General features: G+C 63.4%; 18 protein-coding genes. 14 read left to right on the top strand and 4 right to left on the bottom strand.

Annotation, left to right across the window (positions count from 1 at the left end; all coding sequences use genetic code 11):
• Positions 1 to 37 precede the first annotated feature (37 nt).
• The 4 genes from NP534_RS12815 to NP534_RS12800 are packed head-to-tail and all read left to right on the top strand — an operon-like array spanning position 38 to position 4404.
• Positions 38 to 1588, top strand: a complete 1551-nt coding sequence (locus NP534_RS12815; protein WP_186660037.1) for a BCCT family transporter — start codon at positions 38 to 40, stop codon at positions 1586 to 1588.
• A 27-nt stretch (positions 1589 to 1615) separates the two neighbouring features.
• Positions 1616 to 3310 carry a hypothetical protein gene (locus tag NP534_RS12810; protein ID WP_274098937.1) on the top strand — a complete coding sequence of 565 codons (1695 nt, stop codon included), beginning with the start codon at positions 1616 to 1618 and terminating at the stop codon, positions 3308 to 3310.
• Between the two features lie 2 nt (positions 3311 to 3312).
• Positions 3313 to 4005, top strand: a complete 693-nt coding sequence (locus NP534_RS12805) for a DUF3726 domain-containing protein (RefSeq protein WP_274098936.1) — start codon at positions 3313 to 3315, stop codon at positions 4003 to 4005.
• Positions 4006 to 4032: 27 nt separating this feature from the next.
• Positions 4033 to 4404, top strand: a complete 372-nt coding sequence (locus tag NP534_RS12800) for a RidA family protein (protein ID WP_186660031.1) — start codon at positions 4033 to 4035, stop codon at positions 4402 to 4404.
• 32 nt (positions 4405 to 4436) lie between these two features.
• On the opposite strand, the gene NP534_RS12795 is transcribed toward NP534_RS12800, so the two are convergent.
• On the bottom strand, positions 4437 to 5789 hold the full coding sequence (locus tag NP534_RS12795; protein ID WP_274098935.1) for an HD domain-containing phosphohydrolase: 1353 nt from the start codon (positions 5787 to 5789) through the stop codon (positions 4437 to 4439).
• 137 nt (positions 5790 to 5926) lie between these two features.
• On the opposite strand from NP534_RS12795, the gene NP534_RS12790 reads away from it, so the two are divergent.
• Both NP534_RS12790 and NP534_RS12785 read left to right on the top strand, forming a co-directional pair.
• Positions 5927 to 6892 (top strand): cytochrome-c peroxidase, encoded by a 966-nt coding sequence (locus NP534_RS12790; protein WP_274098934.1) that lies wholly within the window; start codon positions 5927 to 5929, stop codon positions 6890 to 6892.
• Positions 6889 to 8709, top strand: coding sequence for a DAHL domain-containing protein (locus tag NP534_RS12785; protein ID WP_274098933.1), 1821 nt, complete (start codon positions 6889 to 6891; stop codon positions 8707 to 8709). Before NP534_RS12790 ends, NP534_RS12785 begins: the two co-directional genes overlap by 4 nt.
• On the opposite strand, the gene NP534_RS12780 is transcribed toward NP534_RS12785, so the two are convergent.
• Both NP534_RS12780 and NP534_RS12775 read right to left on the bottom strand, forming a co-directional pair.
• A complete protein-coding gene (locus NP534_RS12780) occupies positions 8710 to 9156 on the bottom strand; it encodes a GNAT family N-acetyltransferase (protein WP_274098932.1) in 447 nt (148 codons plus the stop codon).
• Between the two features lie 73 nt (positions 9157 to 9229).
• Positions 9230 to 10084 (bottom strand): helix-turn-helix transcriptional regulator, encoded by an 855-nt coding sequence (locus tag NP534_RS12775; RefSeq protein ID WP_274098931.1) that lies wholly within the window; start codon positions 10082 to 10084, stop codon positions 9230 to 9232.
• 158 nt (positions 10085 to 10242) lie between these two features.
• On the opposite strand from NP534_RS12775, the gene NP534_RS12770 reads away from it, so the two are divergent.
• Positions 10243 to 10791, top strand: a complete 549-nt coding sequence (locus NP534_RS12770) for a GNAT family N-acetyltransferase (RefSeq protein WP_274098930.1) — start codon at positions 10243 to 10245, stop codon at positions 10789 to 10791.
• Positions 10792 to 10854: 63 nt separating this feature from the next.
• On the opposite strand, the gene NP534_RS12765 is transcribed toward NP534_RS12770, so the two are convergent.
• On the bottom strand, positions 10855 to 11496 hold the full coding sequence (locus NP534_RS12765; protein ID WP_274098929.1) for a TetR/AcrR family transcriptional regulator: 642 nt from the start codon (positions 11494 to 11496) through the stop codon (positions 10855 to 10857).
• A 109-nt stretch (positions 11497 to 11605) separates the two neighbouring features.
• Here NP534_RS12765 and NP534_RS12760 point away from each other — a divergent pair, with 109 nt between their 5' ends.
• From NP534_RS12760 to NP534_RS12730, 7 genes are all read left to right on the top strand, one after another.
• Entirely contained in the window at positions 11606 to 13399 is a 1794-nt protein-coding gene (locus tag NP534_RS12760) for an ABC transporter ATP-binding protein (protein WP_274098928.1), read from the top strand.
• Positions 13393 to 15159 carry an ABC transporter ATP-binding protein gene (locus NP534_RS12755; protein WP_274098927.1) on the top strand — a complete coding sequence of 589 codons (1767 nt, stop codon included), beginning with the start codon at positions 13393 to 13395 and terminating at the stop codon, positions 15157 to 15159. The genes NP534_RS12760 and NP534_RS12755 overlap by 7 nt, the downstream gene beginning before the upstream one ends.
• Positions 15159 to 16100 carry an ABC transporter permease gene (locus tag NP534_RS12750; protein ID WP_274098926.1) on the top strand — a complete coding sequence of 314 codons (942 nt, stop codon included), beginning with the start codon at positions 15159 to 15161 and terminating at the stop codon, positions 16098 to 16100. The genes NP534_RS12755 and NP534_RS12750 overlap by 1 nt, the downstream gene beginning before the upstream one ends.
• Positions 16097 to 17038, top strand: a complete 942-nt coding sequence (locus NP534_RS12745) for an iron chelate uptake ABC transporter family permease subunit (protein ID WP_274098925.1) — start codon at positions 16097 to 16099, stop codon at positions 17036 to 17038. Before NP534_RS12750 ends, NP534_RS12745 begins: the two co-directional genes overlap by 4 nt.
• On the top strand, positions 17035 to 17811 hold the full coding sequence (locus NP534_RS12740; protein WP_274098924.1) for an iron ABC transporter ATP-binding protein: 777 nt from the start codon (positions 17035 to 17037) through the stop codon (positions 17809 to 17811). The genes NP534_RS12745 and NP534_RS12740 overlap by 4 nt, the downstream gene beginning before the upstream one ends.
• Entirely contained in the window at positions 17808 to 18797 is a 990-nt protein-coding gene (locus NP534_RS12735; RefSeq protein WP_274098923.1) for a siderophore ABC transporter substrate-binding protein, read from the top strand. The genes NP534_RS12740 and NP534_RS12735 overlap by 4 nt, the downstream gene beginning before the upstream one ends.
• Positions 18798 to 18912: 115 nt before the next feature.
• Positions 18913 to 21087 (top strand): TonB-dependent receptor (locus tag NP534_RS12730; RefSeq protein ID WP_274098922.1); only part of this gene is annotated, 2175 nt, incomplete at its 3' end.

The following is a 21087-nucleotide window of genomic DNA, read 5'->3' as shown; positions in this document are numbered from 1 at the left end:
ATCAACAATAACAACAATCGCAGGTTCCGGAGGCATCATGAAAAACCCCACCACCCTGCCGGCCGAAGGCCAGGCCATGCGCCTGCCACTGGCACGGGACATCGACTGGCCGCTGTTCCTGATCAGCGGCGGCTTTCTTGGCGCATTCCTGATTGCGGCGCTGGTCGACATCGATGCGGTGTCGGCGTTGGTCAACACGCTGTTCGCCTGGTCGACCAAGTTCTTCGGCCTGTACTGGCAGGTGCTGATGCTGGCGACCTTCGCGGTCAGCCTTGGCATTGGTTTCTCCCGCTGCGGGCGGGTGCGCCTGGGCGGTGTGGCCCAGCGCCCGGACATCAGCACCTTCAACTGGATTGCGGTGATCATGTGCGCGCTGCTGGCAGGTGGTGGTGCCTTCTGGGCCGCCGCCGAACCGCTGATGCACTTCGCCAGCCCGCCGCCCTTGTTCGCCGGCGTACAACCGCACAGCGCAGCCGCAGCAACCGCAGCACTGGCGCAGTCCTTCGTGCACTGGGGCTTCCTGGCCTGGGCCGTGCTCGGCAGCCTGTTGGCGATCGTGCTGATGCACCTGCACTACGACAAGGGCCTGCCACTGGCGCCACGTACCCTGCTCTACCCCCTGTTCGGCGAGCGTGCATTGAAAGGCCCAATCGGTACCCTGGCCGACGCCACCTCGATCATTGCCGTGGTCGCCGGCACCATTGGCCCGATCGGCTTCCTCGGGCTGCAGATCAGCAGCGCCCTGCACGCCGTATGGGGTGTGCCCAACGGCATTCTCACCCAGTCACTGACCATCGTCCTGGTCACACTGATGTACACCGTATCGTGCCTGGTGGGGCTCAAGGGCATTCGTTTCGTCAGCGAGATCAATGTCTGGCTGATGATCGGCCTGGCGCTGTTCATGGTGGTGTTCGGGCCGACCCTGTTCATCCTCGGCGGCTTCCCGGCAGCATTCGCCCTGCACGTGGAAAACTTCATCCCCATGACCCTGTTCCGCGCCGACCCGAAATGGCTGGACTGGTGGACGGTGTTCTACTGGGGCTGGTTCATCGGCTATGCACCGATGGTCGCGCTGTACGTCGCCCGAATCTCGCGCGGGCGCACCATCCGCGAGATCATCATGACGCTGTCGATCATCGCCCCGCTGGTGACCATGTTCTGGTTCACCGTGGTGGGTGGCACCGGCATCGGCCTGGAACTGCAGACACCGGGCATCGTCACCGCCCATGGCACCCAGCCGGAAGACTTGCTGCTGGGGGTGACGCAGAACTTGCCGCTGGGCGGCCTGATCAGTGCGCTGTTTCTGTTCCTGAGCTTCATCTCGGTGGCTACCAACGGTGATGCCATGGCCTTCACCGTGGCCCTGGCGATGTCCAGCAACGATAAACCGAAGAAGTGGCTGTGCGGCTTCTGGGCCATCGGCATGGGCCTGGCGGCGGTGGTGCTGATCACGATTGGCGCGGGCGGGGTGACGGCCTTGCAGTCCTTTATCGTCATTACTGCGGTGCCGGTGTCGCTGGTGATCCTGCCAGCGTTGTGGGATGCGGTGCGTATCGCCCGCCACATGGCCCGCGAACAAGGCGTCTGAACCATGAAGCATGCAGGTACAACAACAATGTCCAACCCCGTGTTTGCAACCGCCCCACTGCGCCCGGCCAGCCAGGTCATGGACCTGGCCCGCCTCGGCAGCCACTTCCAAAGCCCCTTGAGCTTCGTGCGCAGCAGCATGCGGCGGATGATGACGCAGCGCTGGCAAATCCGACGCTGGCGCTTCGACCTCGACCACCAGGGCTTCGGTACCGCCATCTACCGGATCGACACGCCGCACGCCCATTACCATTGCGTGCTCTTCTCGGCTTACCTGCCCCCGGAAAAGCGCAGCGACCGGGTGATCGCCGACCAATGGGACGTGACCTTCGTGCTGGTTGCCGGCGATGTCGATGACGCGCAATTGGCCGACCTGCAGCGCAATGTGCCCTTGCAGGAAGCCGGTCGCTTCGACGCCCGCGTACTGGTGCTGTCACGTGCCAACCGTAGCCTGCGCAACTTCGACCGCTTCCTCGCGGCGTTGGCCGAAGGTCACCAGCCTGCCGCGCAGCAACTGGCCGAGGTCGGCTACCTTTATCGCACCACCGCCGTGTACGGCAATGGCAAGTTCGGCATCGCCGACTTCGCCTGCCTGCAAGGCAACGCAGACTTCAACCAGCCGTTCAGCGCACAGATGTTCACGGTGTACCTGTTGCGCCATTTCAGCATCGAGCAGATCGAGCACATGGCCCGTGCGCTCAATCCGCATCGCGCAGCCCCCCTGGATGTAGCGCTGCAACGTTACCTGGGGGTGGGCAATGCCACCGGGCTGGGCATGGCGCCGTTCCTGATCAACCACCCGCAACTGGTCGAGCGCTGGGTCCACACGCGGGAAACCGCCTTGGCGCGGGTACTGGCTCAAACACCTGCGCCGGCAACGCTGGCCCGCCTGCACAACCTGCTGGCACGTGCCCGTGAGCATCTGCAGCAGACCCGCACCGAAGATCAGCGCCAACATCAACAGGACCAACAGACCCTCGTCGAGCTGGCTCAACTGGCCGACTGGCTCGCCTGCCAGCCTTGCAGCGAAGGGCTGTGGCAACGCGTGCAGGCCTGGGGCGAGGCACACGCGGGGCTGGGCTGCCAGGAACTGCTGGTGAGCGTACTGCTGGAGCTTTACCCCGAACAGGTAGCGCCATTGGCCGAGCAGATGGGGGTCGTCGAAGGGTGGCGCCTGGATGCACAGATGCCGCTGGGGCAGTTGCGCGAGCTTATCGAAACGCACTATGCCTGGGCCTTGGCCTACGACTTTGACAACGTCGAGGCCGAGCACTTCTTCTGGTACCGCTCAGCAGAAAAGGAAGAGCCACGCCTGGGCATGCGCAGTGAAGAACCTGGCGCCGAGAAAGAAATGCAACTGGGCATCGCGCGCAATATCCAGCGTTGCCACCGCGCCCTGCTCGCACACCTGCGCGCACAACCTCAGGCACTGACGGCACACTTCCTGATCGCCCAGCCGGGGTTCAAGGGCACGGTGCGTCGCCTGCAAGGCATGGCGCAGAGTGCCTATGGCGAAATACGCGCCAACCTGCTGGCCAGCGACATGCTGCCCATCCACCTGCTGCGCTGCAAACTGGCGTTTTTCGGCGCCGGCAAGTTCGACCCCAAATCAAGCCGTTGGGTGCGCATTACGCTGTTCCAGGGCGCGCCCCTGGTCAGTGAAATCGGCCAGCCGTTCGACGACGACTGGAACTTCGCCGTCATGCCGCACGGAGGCCTTTGACCATGCGCGTGTCACTCAACGAAATCCAGGTGATGTGCCGCAAGGCCTTCGAAGGCATGGGTTTTGCCGCCGGCGACTGCGAGGACGCCGCCGAGCTGGTCGGCTGGCTGCACCTTCAAGGGCTGGACGGCTTGGGCACGCTGGAAAAAGCCCTGGACTACCTGCACCACGAAGCAGCCCAGCCCTACACCCTGTGCCTGGAAGACAGCGCCCTGCTGGTGATCGACTGCCAAGGCCAGAGCGTGCTGCGCTGCGCGGCGACCGTGGTGGAGCTGGCCATGGACAAAGCGTTGCAGGTTGGCCACGGCGTACTGCGCATCCAGCACTGCCACAACCGCCTGTTATTGATGGGCTACCTGAGCCGGGCCGCGGAGCTGGGCCTTGAGGTACAGGCGCGTTGGGGCGATGCGCGCCAGCAGCACGCGGTGTTCTTCGCTGCGGGTGCCACCCGCCCGCAACTGCTCAGCGACGACCAGCCTTGCGCCAGTGCGGCAATCGACCAGAGCATCACGGTGCTGTTCGATCGCCCCCTGCACACGCCCCACCCGGTTGCCCCCCATGCCCCGGTCAGCCAGGGGTTCACGGTGCAAGCGCACACCTGGCAGCGTCTCAAGCAGCTTGCCGAGCAGATCCTGGTCGAGAGCACCGATGCCTCGCGTCAGCATGGCGCAGGTGGCGGTAGCGATGCCGACTGAGCACTTCGAACACTCAAGGAATTACCCATGAAACATGCCATCAAGACTGATCTGTATGCCTCCAAAGCGCCACTGGAATGGGCGGTGGTGGGTAACGGCACGCTGTACACGGCACAAATCCCCATCGACGCCCAGGGCCAGGTGGTCGCCGGTGGCATCGAGGCGCAGACTCGCCAGACCCTCGACAACCTGCGCCACACCCTGGAGGCTGCGGGCGCGTCACTGGACGCCGTGACCCAGGTGCTGATCTACGTTACCGACCGCAGCTACCTGGCAACGGTCAACAGCCTGTATGCCGAGTATTTCCAGCCGCCCTACCCTAACCGGGCAGCGGTCGTGGTGGCGGGGTTGGCGCGTGAGGAAATGCTGGTGGAGCTGGTGGTGTATGCCTGCGTCTAAGGCGTCAGGTTAGGAGGCTTCGATACCGGGGCTCAAGTCACAGCCCCCTCAGGGACGCGAACGAACACGCTGTACTTGCCCCCCTCCATCTGCTCGAAGGCAATCAGCTTTTCCACCAACGCCGTACTCAGCACCTTGCCGGCATTGAGCAAGAGCATGCCGTTGTCCGCATTCAGATTGCGCACCAGGACCATGCCGGCGGCCAGGTCGCGGGTACCGAGGGCCTGCACCGTCGGGTCGGCCAGGGTCACATCGCTGAGAAACTCCGCGCAGACGTTTACAAAGTCTTCCACAAGCGTCGGGTCATACAGCTTGCCTGCGTATTTGCGGATGTACATCAAGGCCTCATCGCTGTTCATCTGCCGCTCCAGCACCAGGCCGCGTTGCAACTCGATGAAGTCCACCGCCAGCTTCAACCAGCGTGCCCCAAGGGGGATGGCCTCGCCCTTGAGATGGTCGGGGAAGCCGCTGCCATCCCAACGTTCCTGATGGTGCAAGATCAGTTGCGCCGCTTCTTTCATCGGCTCCAGGGTCATCACCAGCGATTCGCTCTGTTTCGGGTACGACCGGTACAGGTCGCGCTCGGTATGCGGCAGCAGGTCTACCGGGCAGGTCAGCATGCTGTCGGTCCAGCTCATCTTGCCGATGTTGTACAGGGCGGCAGCCATGGTCAGGTCGCGATGGCTGGCCTCATCCAGGCCATGGCGGGTGCAGTACACACGAATCAGTTCGATGACCTGGCGGTTGGTCTGCTTGGGCTTGGGCAGGCGCAGGTTGGCCAGCAGCGAGAACACCTCGGTGCCGGTGACGTAACTGTGCTTGAGCTCTTCGTAGGCAAGGTCGAGCATGTCGGCCGTTTGCTGCAGCTCGGCGGTGCGCGCCGCGACACGCTGTTCGAGGCTGGCATTGAGCACCTTCAACTGCTGGTTCTGTGCCTGGGTCAGCGCCTCCAGGCGCCGTCGCTCGCCTTCCGAGTGCTGCAAGGCCAAGGCCTGGCGCACGGTCACCAGCATCTCTTGGTCATTCCAGGGTTTACTGATGTAGCGGTGAATCTGGCCGTCATTGATCGCCTTGGTGATCGTGGCCATGTCGGCATAACCGGTCAGCAGGATGCGCAAGGTGCCGGGAAAGCGCTGGTGCACCTGCGCCAGCAAGGTCGCGCCGTCCATGCCGGGCATGCGGGCATCGCTGATCACCAGGTTGATGGGGTGCTGTTCAAGCAGTTCAAGGGCCTGAGCGCCGCTTTCGGCCAGCAACACGTCATAGGGCTGGCCGCGCAACAGGCGGCGCAGGCTGTTGAGAATCGAGGCCTCGTCATCGACCAGCAGCACGACGGCTTTCTCAGAAGCGCTGTCGGCCACATCATCCATTACCGGTTGTTCCATGGTCCCCTCCGTGCACCGGGTAATCAAACGGGTCCTTGATCACAGGCTAGATGACATTTGCCCCGCCGGTTAGCGCTGGCGCACGGCACTGACTATTCTCAGCGGCATAGCGCGTTGTCACCAGGGAGGGTTGCCCGATGCCTATCCACCCGCCGTTTCGCACGTGCGCGGCCGTGCTGTTGCTCCTGGTGCCTTCGATTGGCTTGGCACAGGCCATTGGCGGCCCCCTCACCCCATTGCCCGCGGTGCCTGCATTAGCGCCTGAGCGGGTCGAACTGGGCCGCAAACTGTTCAATGACCCGCGCTTGTCGAGCAACGCCAGCCTGGCCTGTGCCAGTTGCCACCGGCTTGACCAGGGGGGCGCCGACGGCCAGGTGCGCTCGCTCGGCGTCGATGGCAAGCCCTTGCCGGTCAATACCCCCAGCGTGTTCAACACCAGCCTGAACTTTCGCCAGTTCTGGGATGGCCGTGCGCAAACCCTCGAAGAGCAGGCCCACCTGGTGGTCCAGCGCCAAGGCGAAATGGGCAGCGACTGGCAAGTGGTTGTGCAGCGCGTCGCCGCAGACCCAAGCTACCGCGCAGGGTTTGCCAAGGCTTATGGCAAGGCGGTGGATGAACACACCCTTCAGGACGCGCTGGCCACCTTTCAACGCACGCTGTTGACCCCGGGTTCACGCTTTGACCGCTACCTGCAGGGCGACACCGAGATCCTCAGCAAGGACGAAAAATACGGCTACGCGCGGTTTCAGGAATACGGCTGCATTGCCTGCCACCAAGGCGTCAATATCGGCGGCAACATGCTGCAGAAGTTCGGCGTGCTGGGCGATTATTTCGCCGACCGCGGCAACCCCACGCCTGCCGACCTGGGGCGCTTCAACGTCACGGGCGATGAAGAAGACCGGCATGTGTTCAAGGTGCCCAGCCTGCGCAATGTCGCGGTCACCGCCCCGTACTTTCACGATGGTTCGGCGCCGACCCTGGAAGCGGCGGTGGACGTCATGTTCCGCTACCAACTGGGGCGCACGCCAAGCGCCGACGACAAAGCGCTGATCATTCAGTTTCTCAAGACCCTGACCGGTGAATGGGAGGGAAAACCCCTATGAGGTTGACCCGCCGCCGCAGCTTGCTGTTGTTGGCCACCAGTGCCGCGTTGCTGGCCTCGGTGCTGGTCTACCTGTACCTGATGTCCAAGGCCGACGAGAGCGGTACCTACACCCAGGCCCGTGACCTGATCCGGCAGATCAAGCAAAACGACTCGCAATGGGAAAACGAAATACTCAAGGCCCGCACCAGCATCAACTACAACTACGACCCCTTGGTCTGGCCAGTGGTCGAGATGAAGCGCCTGTGGTGGGCTTTCGAACGCATTGAAACCCGCAACCAGCACGGTGACTCCCCGGCATGGCGCCAGGCTTACGCCGACTACCAGCAGGCGTTCGAGGAAAAAGCAAAGTACGTCGAGCGCTTCAAGTCGCATAACGCCGTGCTGCGCAACTCCCTGGCGTTTCTGCCCGCTGCCGCCGACGGTATCCAGGCACAATTGGGGCAGTTGGCCGATGCCGACGCACTGCGCTTGCACAACATTTCTACCGACACCTACGACCTGATGCTCAGCAGCCTTGAGTTCGCCCAGATGACCACGGATGACAAGGCGGCCGACATCCTCGTAGGCCTGAACAAGCTGGCGGTCAACAAAGAGCGCCTGCCGCTGGAGTTTCATGCGCCCATCGACACCCTCAGCAACCACATTGCGTTGATCCTGCGCGAGCAACCCAAGGTCAATCAATTGCTTGAGCAGATCGGCGCCGTGCCGGTCGCCGCGCACCTGGATGCCATTGCCATGATGCTCGACCGCGACGAACGCGCGGCGCTGCTGGTCAATCAGCGCTACCACTTCTACCTGCTGGTGTTCTCTACCCTGTTGGTCTTGCTGTTGCTGTACATGGCGGTGTGGCTGTTGCGCAGCTTCGGCGAGATAAACCGGGTCAACCGCGCCCTTGTAGTCGCCAACGATGAACTGGAACAGCGGGTCGCGCGCCGCACCCAGGCACTGACCCAGGCCAGCGCGGCGCTGCAGCGCGAGATCGATGAACGCAAACTCCTCGAAAGCCAGCTGGTGCAATCAGAAAAACTCGCCTCCCTTGGCCAACTGGCGGCGGGCATCGCCCATGAGGTCAACAACCCGATCGGCTTCGTCGCCTCCAACCTGGGGGCGCTGGACAGCTACTTCGCCCGCTTGCAGGACATGCTCAAGGCCTACCTTGACGCAGAGCCAGCCATCGGCCCGGCGACGCTGCAGGCAAGTTTGGTGAAACTGCGCAGTGAAATGGAGTTGGCATACATCCTCGACGATATTCCGCTGCTGATCAGTGAGTCCAAGGACGGCATCAGCCGCGTCGGGCAGATCGTCAGGGACCTCAAAGACTTTTCGCGGGTGGACAGCAGCCAGGATTGGCAATGGGCCAACTTGCACCAGGGCATCGACTCGACCCTGAACATCGCGGCCAGCGAGCTCAAGTACAAGGCTGACCTGGTCAAGCAATACAGTGTGCTGCCAGAGGTCGAGTGCCTGCCGTCACAAATCAACCAGGTGATCATGAACCTGGTGGTCAATGCCGCCCACGCCATGGGCACCGAGCGCGGCACCATCACCGTGCGCACCGGTTGCGCCAACGACGACAAGGTGTGGATCGAAGTGGCCGACAACGGCTGCGGCATTCCTGCACAGAGCTTGCAGAAGATCTTCGACCCCTTCTACACCACCAAGCCGGTCGGCCAAGGCACCGGGTTGGGGTTGTCGCTGTCGTACGGCATCATCAAGCGCCACTGCGGCGAGATCCATGTGCACAGCGAGGTCGGCGTAGGCACCACGTTCAGGGTCGAACTGCCGGTGCGCCAGGCACAAGCGGCCACGCGCTGATCAAGGCAGGTGCTTCTCCATCGGCTGATAGACCAGCCCGGCGATCTCGCCTACATCCCCTGCAAGTGCGAATCCGTAGCGTTGGTAGGCGGCCACCGAGCTCAACGATGCGCTGACCGTCACTACCGCCTCCCTCGCCTGCTCCAACGCGGCGTTCATCAGGCGTGTGCCGACGCCGCGGCGCTGCCAACTCGGCGCGACAAACAGCATCGCCACGTGGCGCCCTTGCTTGAGCTCGATCAGCCCGCTGATCACCCCCTCTGCGACACAGACCAGCATCAGGTTGTCGCCGGCCATGCGCTCGGCAAATGCCTGCGCCGCAGCTACCTTGGCGAAGGTTTCCACCCCCTGTGCCGACAGCGAGGGGGCAACGGCCTGGGTGAATGCATCCAGGCACAGGGCGCTGGCGTGGGGCAGATCATCGTGGGTCAGCTGGCGTACTTGCACGGTTGTCGTCCTTGTCTTGTCGAAGCCGGATAATGCACACATTCACGGGTGCGGCGCACGCCTTGCCTGTGGCTCAACCTTGGCCGTTGGCCTCATGTACGTGCCTGCGGTAGTGGGACAACGAAACCCCGGCCTGGCGTTTGAAATAACGGCACAAGTAGGACGCGTCGGCGAAGTTCAGTGTGTCCGCTATCTGGCCAATTGCCAGAGTGCTGTATGACAGCAGGGCTTTGATCTCCAAGGTCACCTGGCGGTCAATCAGGCCCTTGGGGGTGTCGTTGAAAAACGTCTTGCTCAGTTGCGACAGATAGAACGGCGTGATGTTGAGCGCCTCGGCATAGAACTTCACCTCTCGGTGGCGACTGCAGTGTTTGCCTACCAATTCCCAGAATCGCCAACTGAGTGTTTCCTGGCGACTGAATTGCCTGCCGCCCTGGTAATGGGCCGGTAGCTGCTCGGCCATTTTCAGAAACAGGTTTTGCAACTGATTTCGCAGCATGATGTGCCGGTACGTCGGGCAGCACCGCGCAATATCGCGCATCTGCGCCAGCCACCCCTCGATCAGCGGCCTTTCGCCCTGGGCTGGAACGCAATGAGGCTGGTCATGCAAGAAGACGAACAAGGGGTTGGGCAGTGGGTAGGCCACCTCCGCTGCGAAGCCTTTGGGCATCAGGCAAAAAAACACCCTGAAGTTGCGTGATCGACGCTTGAGCAAGGCGATCGTGTCCTCGGCCAGCACCATCACATCGCCGCGCCTGACCGCCTGTTCCTTGAAGTTGAATGTGAAACGGGCACGCCCGGACAGGCAAACCAGCAAGGTTATGTAGGCATGGCCGAAAGACAACGGGATGCCTACCCCTTCGGCGAGCGTGGTTTCGCCCAGCGAGGTGGGATCATCAGGGGTAACCAGTTTCGGAATGTGCTGCACAGTGGCTCAACGCTGCCCGCTTGAAGGTGCGTAGAGCTTACCACCGCGCGTGCCGTGAGTTGCTAAAAGTACCGAAAGTGCCGAGGTACTGACGTGTACCGCTGAAACGCCGCCCAATACCCTGTCTCGCCTGAGCCAAACCAGGATGAGTACAAAATATGCAACTTGAAACAGACCGATTGCTGCTGCGCCCTTGGCAAGCCGCCGATGCCGCTGACTTGTACGAATACGCCAAGGACGACCGCGTCGGCCCCAGGGCCGGGTGGCCTACACACACCAGCGTGCAGAACAGTGCCGAGATCATCCGCACGGTCTTCAATCACCCCGAGGTGTATGCGGTCGAGCTGAAGGAGAGTCGCCGGGCGGTAGGGTGTGTCGGCATTCTCATTGGGGCCAACAGCAATTTCGAGATCAGTGAGCAGGAAGGCGAAATCGCCTATTGGATCGGTGTGCCGTACTGGGGCCAAGGCCTGATTCCGGAGGCCGTGCGGGAAGTGATGCGGCACGCGTTCGAAACCCTGAAACTCAAGGCGCTGTGGTGTGGCTATTTCGCGGAGAACACTCAGTCTCATGCTGCCCAGTCGAAGTGTGGGTTCCGTTATCACCACACCGAGGAAAACAAGTACAACGCGTTTTTGCAGGGCTATCGGACCGAGCACATCAGTTGCATCACCTACCCGCAGTGGCTGGAGTGCAGCGAGCAGTAGATGGGTAGGGTGTGAGGCGCCTGGTACCCCCCAGATTTCCTGCCTGGGGGGGAGTGACCTCGATTACCCCGATATGCCTGGCCCCTCCGCCCCCCCCTCGCGCTGATCCAGCAGCACCAACGCGCCAACGATCAGCGCCTGCATGCCTTCGAGAAGCTCCCCTTCCATCTCCGTCTCCTCACCCCCGCGGTCAGCCTCTAGCACGGGCTCGCGTCCCGAAACCGTGTACACCGTATCGGCGACTGCGAAGCCGTGGAATGCCACCGTGGACAGCAGCCAGCGCGCCTGCTCGTGGGTCAGCCCATAGGCCTGGGCGATGTGTGCCTGATGATCGCTGATCTTGCCGATCATCGACTGCGTTGCCGCCAACCTGCGAATCACGTAAGGCGTCAGCCCCGGGTGCGTCTTGACGAACGCCTGCACCGACGCGGCAAAACGAATCAGATAGGCCTGCAGACCTTGCCGGGTATCACCACATGCCCTGGGGATCTCCCAGCGTTGGAAGATCTCTTCAGCCACCAGGCACTTGAGCGCCTCGATGTTCGGCACGTGCTTGTACAGCGCCATATGGCTGACCCCCAAAGCGGCTGCGACACCGACAAAGGTGAGGCTGGGCAACCCGATGGCAATGCTCACGTCGGCAATGCGTTCACGGGTGATGGTACGAGGGCGCCCGCGTCCGGGAGATCGTTGTGGCGGTTCCATGGGGTACTCCAGGCGTTGTGAAGACAGTCTTGTAGCCGTCTTGTCTGGATTTCGCAAATTAGTTTATAGTCATGCAACTAATTAACTTGCAGATTCCCAGGTCTGTTCCATGTCCGATAGCTCACCTCCCCCTCTTGATGCTGCCTTCGCCACCGGCCAGGTGCGCAATCCCATCAGCCGCGTGCTCGCCCCTATTCGCAGCCGACTGGCCGTCGCTGCGGTACTGGCGGCAACCGGCGCGATGCTGACGCTGGTACCGCTGGCCGGTATCGCCCACATCGCAGGTACGGCTTTGACTGACGGCCCCGCGCCCAGCGCCATTGGCTGGGCCGTTTTCGTCAGCGTGGTCAGCCTGTTTGCCGGTATGGCCTTGATCACGGCAGGCGAGTTGGTGGCTCACCTGGCAGACAACCGCCTCACCCACCAACTGCGGGTGGCCGTCGGCCAGCGCCTGATGCAGGTGCCGCTTGGCTGGTTCAGCGAACGTGCATCGAGCGATGTCAAACGCGCGATGCAGGACGACATCGGCACCCTGCACAGCCTGACCGCGCACTTCTACACCACACTGGGCCGCGCCGTAGGCGCACTGCTGATTTCGGTGCTGTACCTGTTTGCCATGGACTGGCGCCTGGCGATCGTGGCACTGCTGCCCTTCCCCGGTTTCTTCCTGTTCCTGCGCCGAGCAATGAAGGCCAGCGCCAAGCACATGGACGGTTTGGTTGCCGGCATGACACGCATCGACGATGCGGTGGTCGAATTCGTCAACGGCATGCCTTTGGTCAAGGCATTCGGTAGCCAGGGCAACGCTCAGGACCGCTATCGCGACGCCGTCGATGCCTTTGCCCAGGCCTTCACCGGCTTCACCCGCCCGCTGGTGGCATCGATGGCCAAGGCCAACGCCATGATCGCCCCGGTGACCGTGCTGGGTGGGGTGCTGCTGTTCGGCACCCTGTTCGTTGCCCTGGGCTGGGTCGAGCCGGTGCAGGTGCTGCCCTTCGCCCTGGTGACGCCGGGCCTGTGCGCCCCCTTGCAATTGCTGCACTACATCACCCACGACCTCAACAACGCGGTCGGCGCGGCCCAGCGGGTGCTGGCCCTGCTCGACACGCCGGTGTTGCCAGCAGCGGCCTGCCCCCAGCGGCCAACCGGTTGCGAAATCCGCGTAGAACGCCTGAGCCATGCCTATACCCCCCACAACACCGTGCTCAGCGACGTCAGCTTTACCCTGCGCCCCGGCACCACCACGGCCATCGTCGGCCCATCTGGGGCGGGCAAGTCGACCCTGGCCCGCCTGCTGCTGCGTTTCTTCGACCCCGACAGCGGGCGTATCACCCTGGGTGGGGTCGACCTGCGGCATATGGCGACAAGCGAGTTGTACCAGCACATCGGTTTCGTGCTGCAAGAGGTGCGGCTGATCCATGCCAGCGTGGCCGACAACATCGCTCTGGGCCGGCCAGCGGCCACGCGCGCGCAAGTCGAAGCCGCTGCGCGCATGGCCAACATTCACGAACGCATCCTGCTGTTGCAGCGCGGTTATGACTCGGTCGTCGGCGAAGACGCGCTGCTTTCGGGAGGCGAGCAACAGCGCCTGAGTATCGCCCGAGCGGTGCTGCTCGACCCGCCGGTGCTGGTGCTCGACGAGGCCACTGCCGCCGCCGATGCCGAAAGCGAAGCGGCGATCCAGGACGCCCTGTCGCGTTTCGCACAGGGGCGCACCCTGCTGGTCATCGCACACCGCCTCGATACGGTGATGCACGCCGACCAGATTCTGCTGCTCGACGAAGGCAAGGTGCGCGAACAGGGCCGTCATGCCGAGCTGCTCGCACGCCAGGGCCTGTATGCACGGCTATGGGCCCTGGGCCGCTATCAGCACACCGAGAAGAAGGCGTTGCCAACATGCTGAAGACGTTCGTTGAACTGTTGGGCGACAGTGCCCCGGTGTTTCGTCGCTACACCTTGATGGCCCTTATCTACGGTGTGCTCAGTGGCCTGACCATCACCACCCTGGCGCCAATCATGCTGCACCTGCTGGCTGGCGATGTGCGCGGCGCAGCAGGCTGGCTCGGCGCGCTGGCGGCGGGCATGGCCGTGTGCTGGGCCTGGCGACGCCAGGTCGAACTGGCCAGTGTGGCGGTGGCCGTCGCCGTCTTGCACGGCGCCCGTCAGCACATCGGCGAGCACGTGGCACAACTGCCTTTGAGCTGGTTCACCCCTGGCAACACCGCGCGGCTGGGGCATGTCATTACCCAGGGCATGATGGACGTGGCACAGTTGCCGGCGCATGTGTTCACCCCGCTTGTCAGCGGTGCCGTAACCCCCCTGGTGATCGTGCTTGGGCTGTTTGCCCTGCACCCACCGCTGGGCCTGGCCGCGCTACTGGCGCTGCCAGTACTGGTTGCAGTGATGCTGCTCAATGCACGCCTGGGGCGGCGGGCCGACGAGGCGTTTCAGCGCCACTTCGCGCAAGCCAGCCAGCGCATGGTCGAGTTCGCCCGCGCCCAATCGGTGCTGCGTGCCTTCAATGGCCATGGCGGTGGCACCCGCCTGCTCGACCAGAGCCTCGAACAGCAGCGCAGCAGCGGCATGGGCCTGATCATCCGCTCGTCCTTGTCGGCACTGCTCAACAGCTGGGCCGTGCAAGCCACGTTCGCCCTGATGCTAGTGATCGCGGGCATGGAGTTCAGCAGTCACCTCGGCACGCCGCTGGCACCACAGGAAGCCGCCGCGTTGGTGGTGGCGTTGGCGCTGGCCTGCCGCTTCATCGACCCGTTACTGGACGTGGCCAGCCATGTCGAAATTTTGCGCGGCGCTCACAGCCAACTCAAGGAAGTCGAACACATCCTGGCCGCTGCCCCGCTGCCAGAGCCGAATACGCCCCTGCAGCCAGCGGATGCCTCGATCGAACTGCAGGCGGTCGGCTTGCGCTACACGGCCAACGGGCCCGATGTGCTGCGCGACGTGAACCTGCAGTTCGCAGCGGGCAGCATGACGGCTATCGTCGGTGCCTCGGGCTCGGGCAAGACCTCACTGCTGCGCCTGATCGCGCGGTTCTTCGATGCCAGCCAGGGTAACGTTCGGATTGGCGGTGTAGACGTGCGGCAAATGAGCAGCGCCAGCTTGACCGGCAACCTCAGCCAGGTACTGCAGGACACCTGGCTGTTCCAGGGCAGCATCGCCGACAACATCCGCGTTGGCAAACCCGACGCCAGTGCTGCAGCGCTCAAGCACGCCGCCCGGCTGGCCGGCGTCAGCGAAATCATCGCGCGCCTGCCGCACGGCCTCGACACCCAGGTCGGTGAAGGCGGTGCCCGGCTGTCTGGCGGTGAGCGCCAGCGCATCAGCATTGCCCGTGCGCTGATCAAGGATGCGCCCATCCTGTTGGTGGACGAGGCGACCGCCGCCCTCGATGCACAGAACCAGGCGGTGATCGCCGAAACACTGAACAGCCTGCGTGGGCGCTGCACCCTGGTGGTCATTGCCCACCAGCTCAGCACCGTCGCCATGGCAGACCAGATCGTGGTGCTCGAAGACGGCCAGGTAATCGAGCAGGGATCGCCTGCGGCGTTGCGGGCTGCCAACGGACGTTACGCAAGGTTTCTCGAGCAACGCCATGCCGCCAGCGGGTGGCGCATCGCAGCGACAGAACAGGCGGAGCACACTTGATGCGGTTGTCCTGGTTTGTGCTGTTTGCCTTGCTGTGCGTTGCCTCGTTGATGGTAGGGGCGCGTGAACTGGCAGGGTCGACGCTGTTCGCGCTGCCTGATGATACCTGGCTGACCCTGACAGCCAGCCGCCTGCCGCGCCTTGCGGCGTTGATCCTGATCGGCATCGGCCTGGCGGTGTGCGGGGTGATCCTGCAACAGATCGTACGCAACCGGTTCGTCGAGCCCAGCACCAGCGGCGGGCTGGATGCGGCCCGGCTCGGCATCCTGCTGTCGCTGGGGCTTGCCCCGTCGGCAGGGAACCTGGTGCGGATGCTGTTCGCCCTGGCCTTCTGCTTCGCGGCAAGCCTGCTGTTCGTCGCGATCATCCGCCGCATCCGCGTCAAGAACACAGTACTGGTGCCAGTCATCGGCCTGATGTATGGCGGGGTGCTGAGTGCCGTGGCCGAGTTCTATGCCTACCGCATCAATATGCTGCAGAGCATGCAGGGCTGGTTGCTGGGTGACTTCTCGAAGGTGGTGCAAGGCCGCTACGAGATCATCTATGTGATCCTGCCGATCATCGCAGTCACCTACCTGTATGCGCACCGTTTCACCGTGGTCGGCATGGGCGAAGGCATGGCCACCAGCCTGGGCCTGAACTACGCCGCCCACGTCGCCCTGGGCTTGCTGCTGGTGGCGGTGACGGTGTCAGCCAGCGTCATCACCGTCGGCGCCATCCCCTTCGTCGGGCTGGTGATCCCCAACCTGGTTGCGTTGCGCCATGGCGACAACCTGCGCCGCACCCTGCCATTGGTGGCACTGGGTGGCGCCGCACTGCTGCTGGCCTGCGACATCATCGGGCGGCTGCTGATCTACCCCTTCGAAGTGCCCATCGGCCTGACCGCAGGTGGCCTCGGCGGCATGATCTTCCTGGGCTTGATCCTCTGGAGGCAGCGATGACGCGCCACCACACGGTGTGGGTAGCCGTTGTCGCGTTGGCCCTGGTGTTCGTGTTCGCCAACGCGGGGCTGGACTTCGCCTACGTGATCCCCAAGCGCCTCGCTCGCCTGGCTGCCATGGTTATCGGCGGTGTATGCGTGGCCTGCTCTGCCATTGCCTTCCAGACCCTCTCGGGCAACCGCATCCTGACACCGGCGGTGATGGGCTACGAAGCGGTCTACCTGCTGCTGCACGCGCTGCTGGTGTTGTACATGGGGGTGCAGGGCCTGGTGGTGCTCGGCAGCGATGGCCACTTCGTGCTCTCGGTACTGCTGATGCTGGGCTACTCGTGGGCACTGCAGCGCTGGCTGTTTCGCGATGGCAAAAGCAACGTGTACTTCCTGTTGCTGGTCGGGCTGGTGCTGACCATGGTGATGGCGACGGTGACCCAGTTCGTGCAGCTCAAGGTCAGCCCTGGCGAGTTCTCGATGCTGCAAGGCTTCACCCAGGCGTCCTTCAACCGTACACCACCGCGGGTATTGCTCTACTCGGCGTTAGTGGTCGCGGTGTTGTGCACCGTGCTCATGCGGTCGCTGCCCACCCTCGATGTGCTGTCGCTGGGGCGCGACCAGGCGATTTCCCTGGGCGTGGATTATCGACGCAGCGTGCGCCTGCAGCTGGCCCTGATCGCGACCTTGGTCGCGGTGTCCACCAGCCTGCTGGGGCCCACGGCCTTCATGGGCGTGTTCGTCGCCAACATCACCTACGCACTGGCCGGCACGTTCAGGCACCGGGTCACCCTGGCGCTGGGCTGCGCGGTGGCCATTGCCGTATTCATTGCCGCCCAGTTGCTGGTCGAGCATGTTTTCAACTACAGGACCACCGTCGGCATCCTGGTGAATCTGGTGTGTGGCACCTATTTCCTCGCCTTGATGGTGCGTACCCGAGGCGCCACATGATTACCGTCCACGATTTGCACAAGGCTTACGGCGCCAAGGCCGTGTTGTCCGGGGTGAGCGCGCAGTTCCCGGCTCAGCGGCTGACTTCGCTCATCGGCCCCAATGGCGCCGGCAAGACGACCCTGCTGATGATGATTGCCCGGTTGCTGGAGCCTGGCTGCGGCGATATCCGCCTGGAGGGGCGCAGCATCGCCGGCATTGCCATCGGCGATTACGCCCGCCGGGTCGCGACCCTGCGCCAGTCCACCGACTTCAACCTGCGCCTGACCGTCACGGAGCTGGTCGCATTCGGTCGATTCCCCTACAGCCGCGGCGCGCTCACCCGCGACGACCAGCGGGCAATTGACGAGGCGCTCGGCTTTCTGTCGCTGGAGCCCTTGCGTCACGCCTACCTCGATGAGCTCAGTGGCGGCCAGCGGCAAATGGCGTTTCTGGCCATGACCATTGCCCAGCAGACCGACTACTTGTTGCTCGACGAGCCCCTGAACAACCTCGACATGCGCCATGCGGTACAGATCATGCGCGCGCTGCGCCGGCTCTGCGACGAGTTCGGGCGCACCGTGATCCTGGTGGTGCACGACATCAATTTCGCCGCCAGCTACTCCGACTGCATCGTCGCCATGAAGGGCGGCCAGGTGCATTGCGCGGGCAGCGTGGACGAGGTGGTGACCGAGCAACAGCTGCAGGCGCTGTACGGGCTGGAGGTCGAAATCAGCCACAGCGCCCGCGGCCGGCTGTGCAATTACTTCAACCCGTCGAGACAGCAACCATGAACCGCAAGTACTCCGTAACCCATTGGCCGTTGGCACTGCTGATCAGCGCCACCTTTGCACTGCACGGCTGCAACGAACCCGCGGCCGATCAGGCGGTGGCGGCCAAAGCAGCGCCCCGTGTCGCCTTCGCGCCTGTCACGGTGCAGCACAAACTGGGCAGCACGCAGATCACACAGCCCCCGCAACGCGCGGTGGCCCTGGACATGAACGAAGTCGACTTCCTCGACCAGCTGGGCGTGGCGGTGGCGGGCATGCCCAAGGATTTCGTGCCGCACTTTCTGGCGCGCTACAAAGACGCCGCACAGACCGCCGATGTCGGTTCGATCGTGCAGCCCAACCTGGAGCGGGTGCATGCTGCCCGGCCTGACCTGATTCTCATCACCTCCCTGCAGGCCAACCACTATGCCGAGTTGAGTGAGATGGCGCCGACGCTGTACTTCGATGTGGACTACCGCGACAGCGAAGCCGGGCATATCGACGTGGTCAAGCGCCACCTCGCCACCCTTGGGCAGGTCTTCGGCAAGCAGGCCCTGGCCCGGCAGAAGACCGCCGAACTGGAAGCCAAGCTGGAACAGGCCCGCAAGGTCACCCACAACCGGCCCGAACGGGCACTGGTGGTGCTGCACAACAATGGCGCCTTCAGCGCCTTCGGCGTGCAGTCCCGCTACGGTTTCATCTTCAATGACCTGGGGGTCAAACCCGCCAGCGCAAGCATGGATACCGGCCTGCATGGCCAACCGATCTCCAGCGAATTCATCCAGCAGGCCAACCCCGACATCCTCTACGTGGTGGACCGCACGGCGGTGATGGAACAGCGCCCGCTGTTGACGGCAGAAAGCCTCGGCAACCCGCTGCTACGCCAGACCAATGCCTGGCAAAACGGGCGCGTGGTGTTCGTCGACCCTGAGGCCTGGTACGTCACCGCCGCCAGCCCAACCTCATTGAGGTTGATTGCCGACGACATCATCAGAGGCTACCAAAACTAAAGCAGCAAACGGCACGGACGCCCAAAAACCGCGATATCAAGAGATTCTCATTAGCCTTAGCTTTTTTACCTGCACTACCAAAAACTTCTGCCACCAACGCTTTGGAGCCATCCGCGTGCCCAACCGTCCCTTGCACCGTCACCCAAACCCCGCCAGCGCCCAACCTGCACTGCAGCGTACCCCACTGGCGCAGGCCGTACTGGTAGGCCTGGCCCTCGGCGCCTGCGCGCTGTTGCCATCGCCCGCCCGCGCCGAAACACCCACGCCCGCCCGCCAGGATGCAGACGAAAAACCTGTTGCCCCCGAATTGCCTGCAACCCTGATCGACGCCCAGGGCATGGCCGCCGAAGCACTGCCGCCGGTGTACGCCGGTGGTCAAGTCGCCACGGGTGGCCGGGTTGGGCTGCTGGGTAACAAGGACTTCATGGAAACCCCCTTCAGCACCATCAGCTACACCGACACCTACATCCAGGACCTGCAAGCCAAGGACATTACCGACGTCATCGCGGCCACTGACCCGTCCGTGTTCAGCAACGGCCTGTCCGGCACCTACAGCGAGAACTACTCCATTCGCGGCTTTGCCTCGAGCATCAGCGACATGACCGTCGATGGCCTGTACGGCATGGCGCCGTACTACCGGGCTTCCCCAGAGATGTACGAGCGCATCGAAGTACTCAAAGGCCCGTCCGCCCTGCTCAATGGCATGCCGCCCGGTGGCTCGGTAGGCGGCGTCGTCAATTTGATTCCCAAACGTGCGGGTGACACGCCCCTGACCCGGGTCACCGCCACCTACGCATCGGATGCGCAGTTCGGCGGGCATGTGGACGTGGGCCGGCGTTTCGGTGAAGACAACCAGTTCGGCGTGCGCTTCAACGGCATGTACCGCGATGGCGATACCGCCACCAAACACCAGGGCCAACGTAACGTGCTGTCCTCCCTGGCCCTGGACTGGCGTGGCGAACGCGCGCGGCTGTCGGTCGACCTGTTCGACACCGACGACCATATCCGCGGTCAGAACCGCGGCCTTGGCCTGGCCAAAGGGGTGGCAGTGCCCAAGCCACCAAAATCCGACACCCTGCTCAACCCGGACTGGGCGTTCGTCGAGACCAAGGACAAGGGCGTGATCCTGCGTGGCGAGTATGAGCTGAGCGACCAGCTGCTGGCCTATGGCGCCGTCGGCACCAGCAAGACCGATTACCGCTACAGCGGCGCGATGATCGCCACGGTGATCAACGACGCCGGCGATTTCACCACCGGCATGGGCCAACTGCAGATGCAGATTCATAAAACCTCTGCCGAGGTGGGCCTGCGCGGCCATTTCGACACCTTCGGCATCAACCACCAATGGTCGCTGAACGCCACCCAGTACAGCGATGAGAAGAAGGACTTTGGCCGCCGCTCGGTCGCCGGCGCCGAGTGGACCACCAACCTGTACCACCCGGTGTGGGGCCCTAAGGCGTCAGAAGCCTGGCCGCTGATCATGCACAGCGAAAACGACCTGAAGAGCTACGGCATCGCCGATACGATGTCGATCCTGGACGAGCGCCTGCAGTTGACCCTTGGCGTGCGTCGCCAGGAGGTGGTCACCAACACCTTCGACGTGGCCACCGGCGCGCGCAACAAGCCCAACTACGACACCCACGCCACTACCCCTGCCGGGGCGATCCTGTTCAAGCTCACCGACGAGCTGTCGCTGTACGCCAACTACATCGAAGGCCTGAGCCAGGGCGCCACCGCACCGGCCACGGCAGCCAACGCCGGTGACGTGTTCGCACCCTACAAATCCAAGCAGAAGGAAGTCGGCCTGAAGCTGGACCTGGGCAGCTTCAGCCACACCCTGGCGCTGTACGAGATCAAGCGCCCGAGCAGCTACACGGACCCGGTCAGCAATGTTTTTTCGTTTGGCGGCGAGCAGCGTAACCGCGGTGTCGAATGGAGTTTCTTCGGTGCGCCGGTGGCAGATGTGCGCCTGATGGGCGGCGTCGCGTATGTCGACCCGAAGCTGACCAAGACCGAAGGCAGTATCAACGAAGGCAAGACCGCCACCGCCTACCCGAAACTGCAGGGCAAACTGGGTGTGGAATGGGACACCCCAGGGCTTGACGGGCTGACATTGACCGGCAATGCCACCTCGCTGTCCAAACAGTACATCAATGCTGACAACAGCCTGTCGATCCCGGGCTACACGCTGTTCGACATCGGTGCCCGCTTCGCCACGCAGATCGCCAATCGGCCGGTGACCTTGCGCGCAAATATCGCCAACCTGACCAACAAGGATTACTGGGGTGTG

Origin of the sequence: Pseudomonas sp. 39004, from assembly GCF_028682155.1 — a bacterium.
Lineage (GTDB): Bacteria > Pseudomonadota > Gammaproteobacteria > Pseudomonadales > Pseudomonadaceae > Aquipseudomonas > Aquipseudomonas capeferrum.
This window is presented reverse-complemented; position numbering and strand designations above follow the sequence as displayed.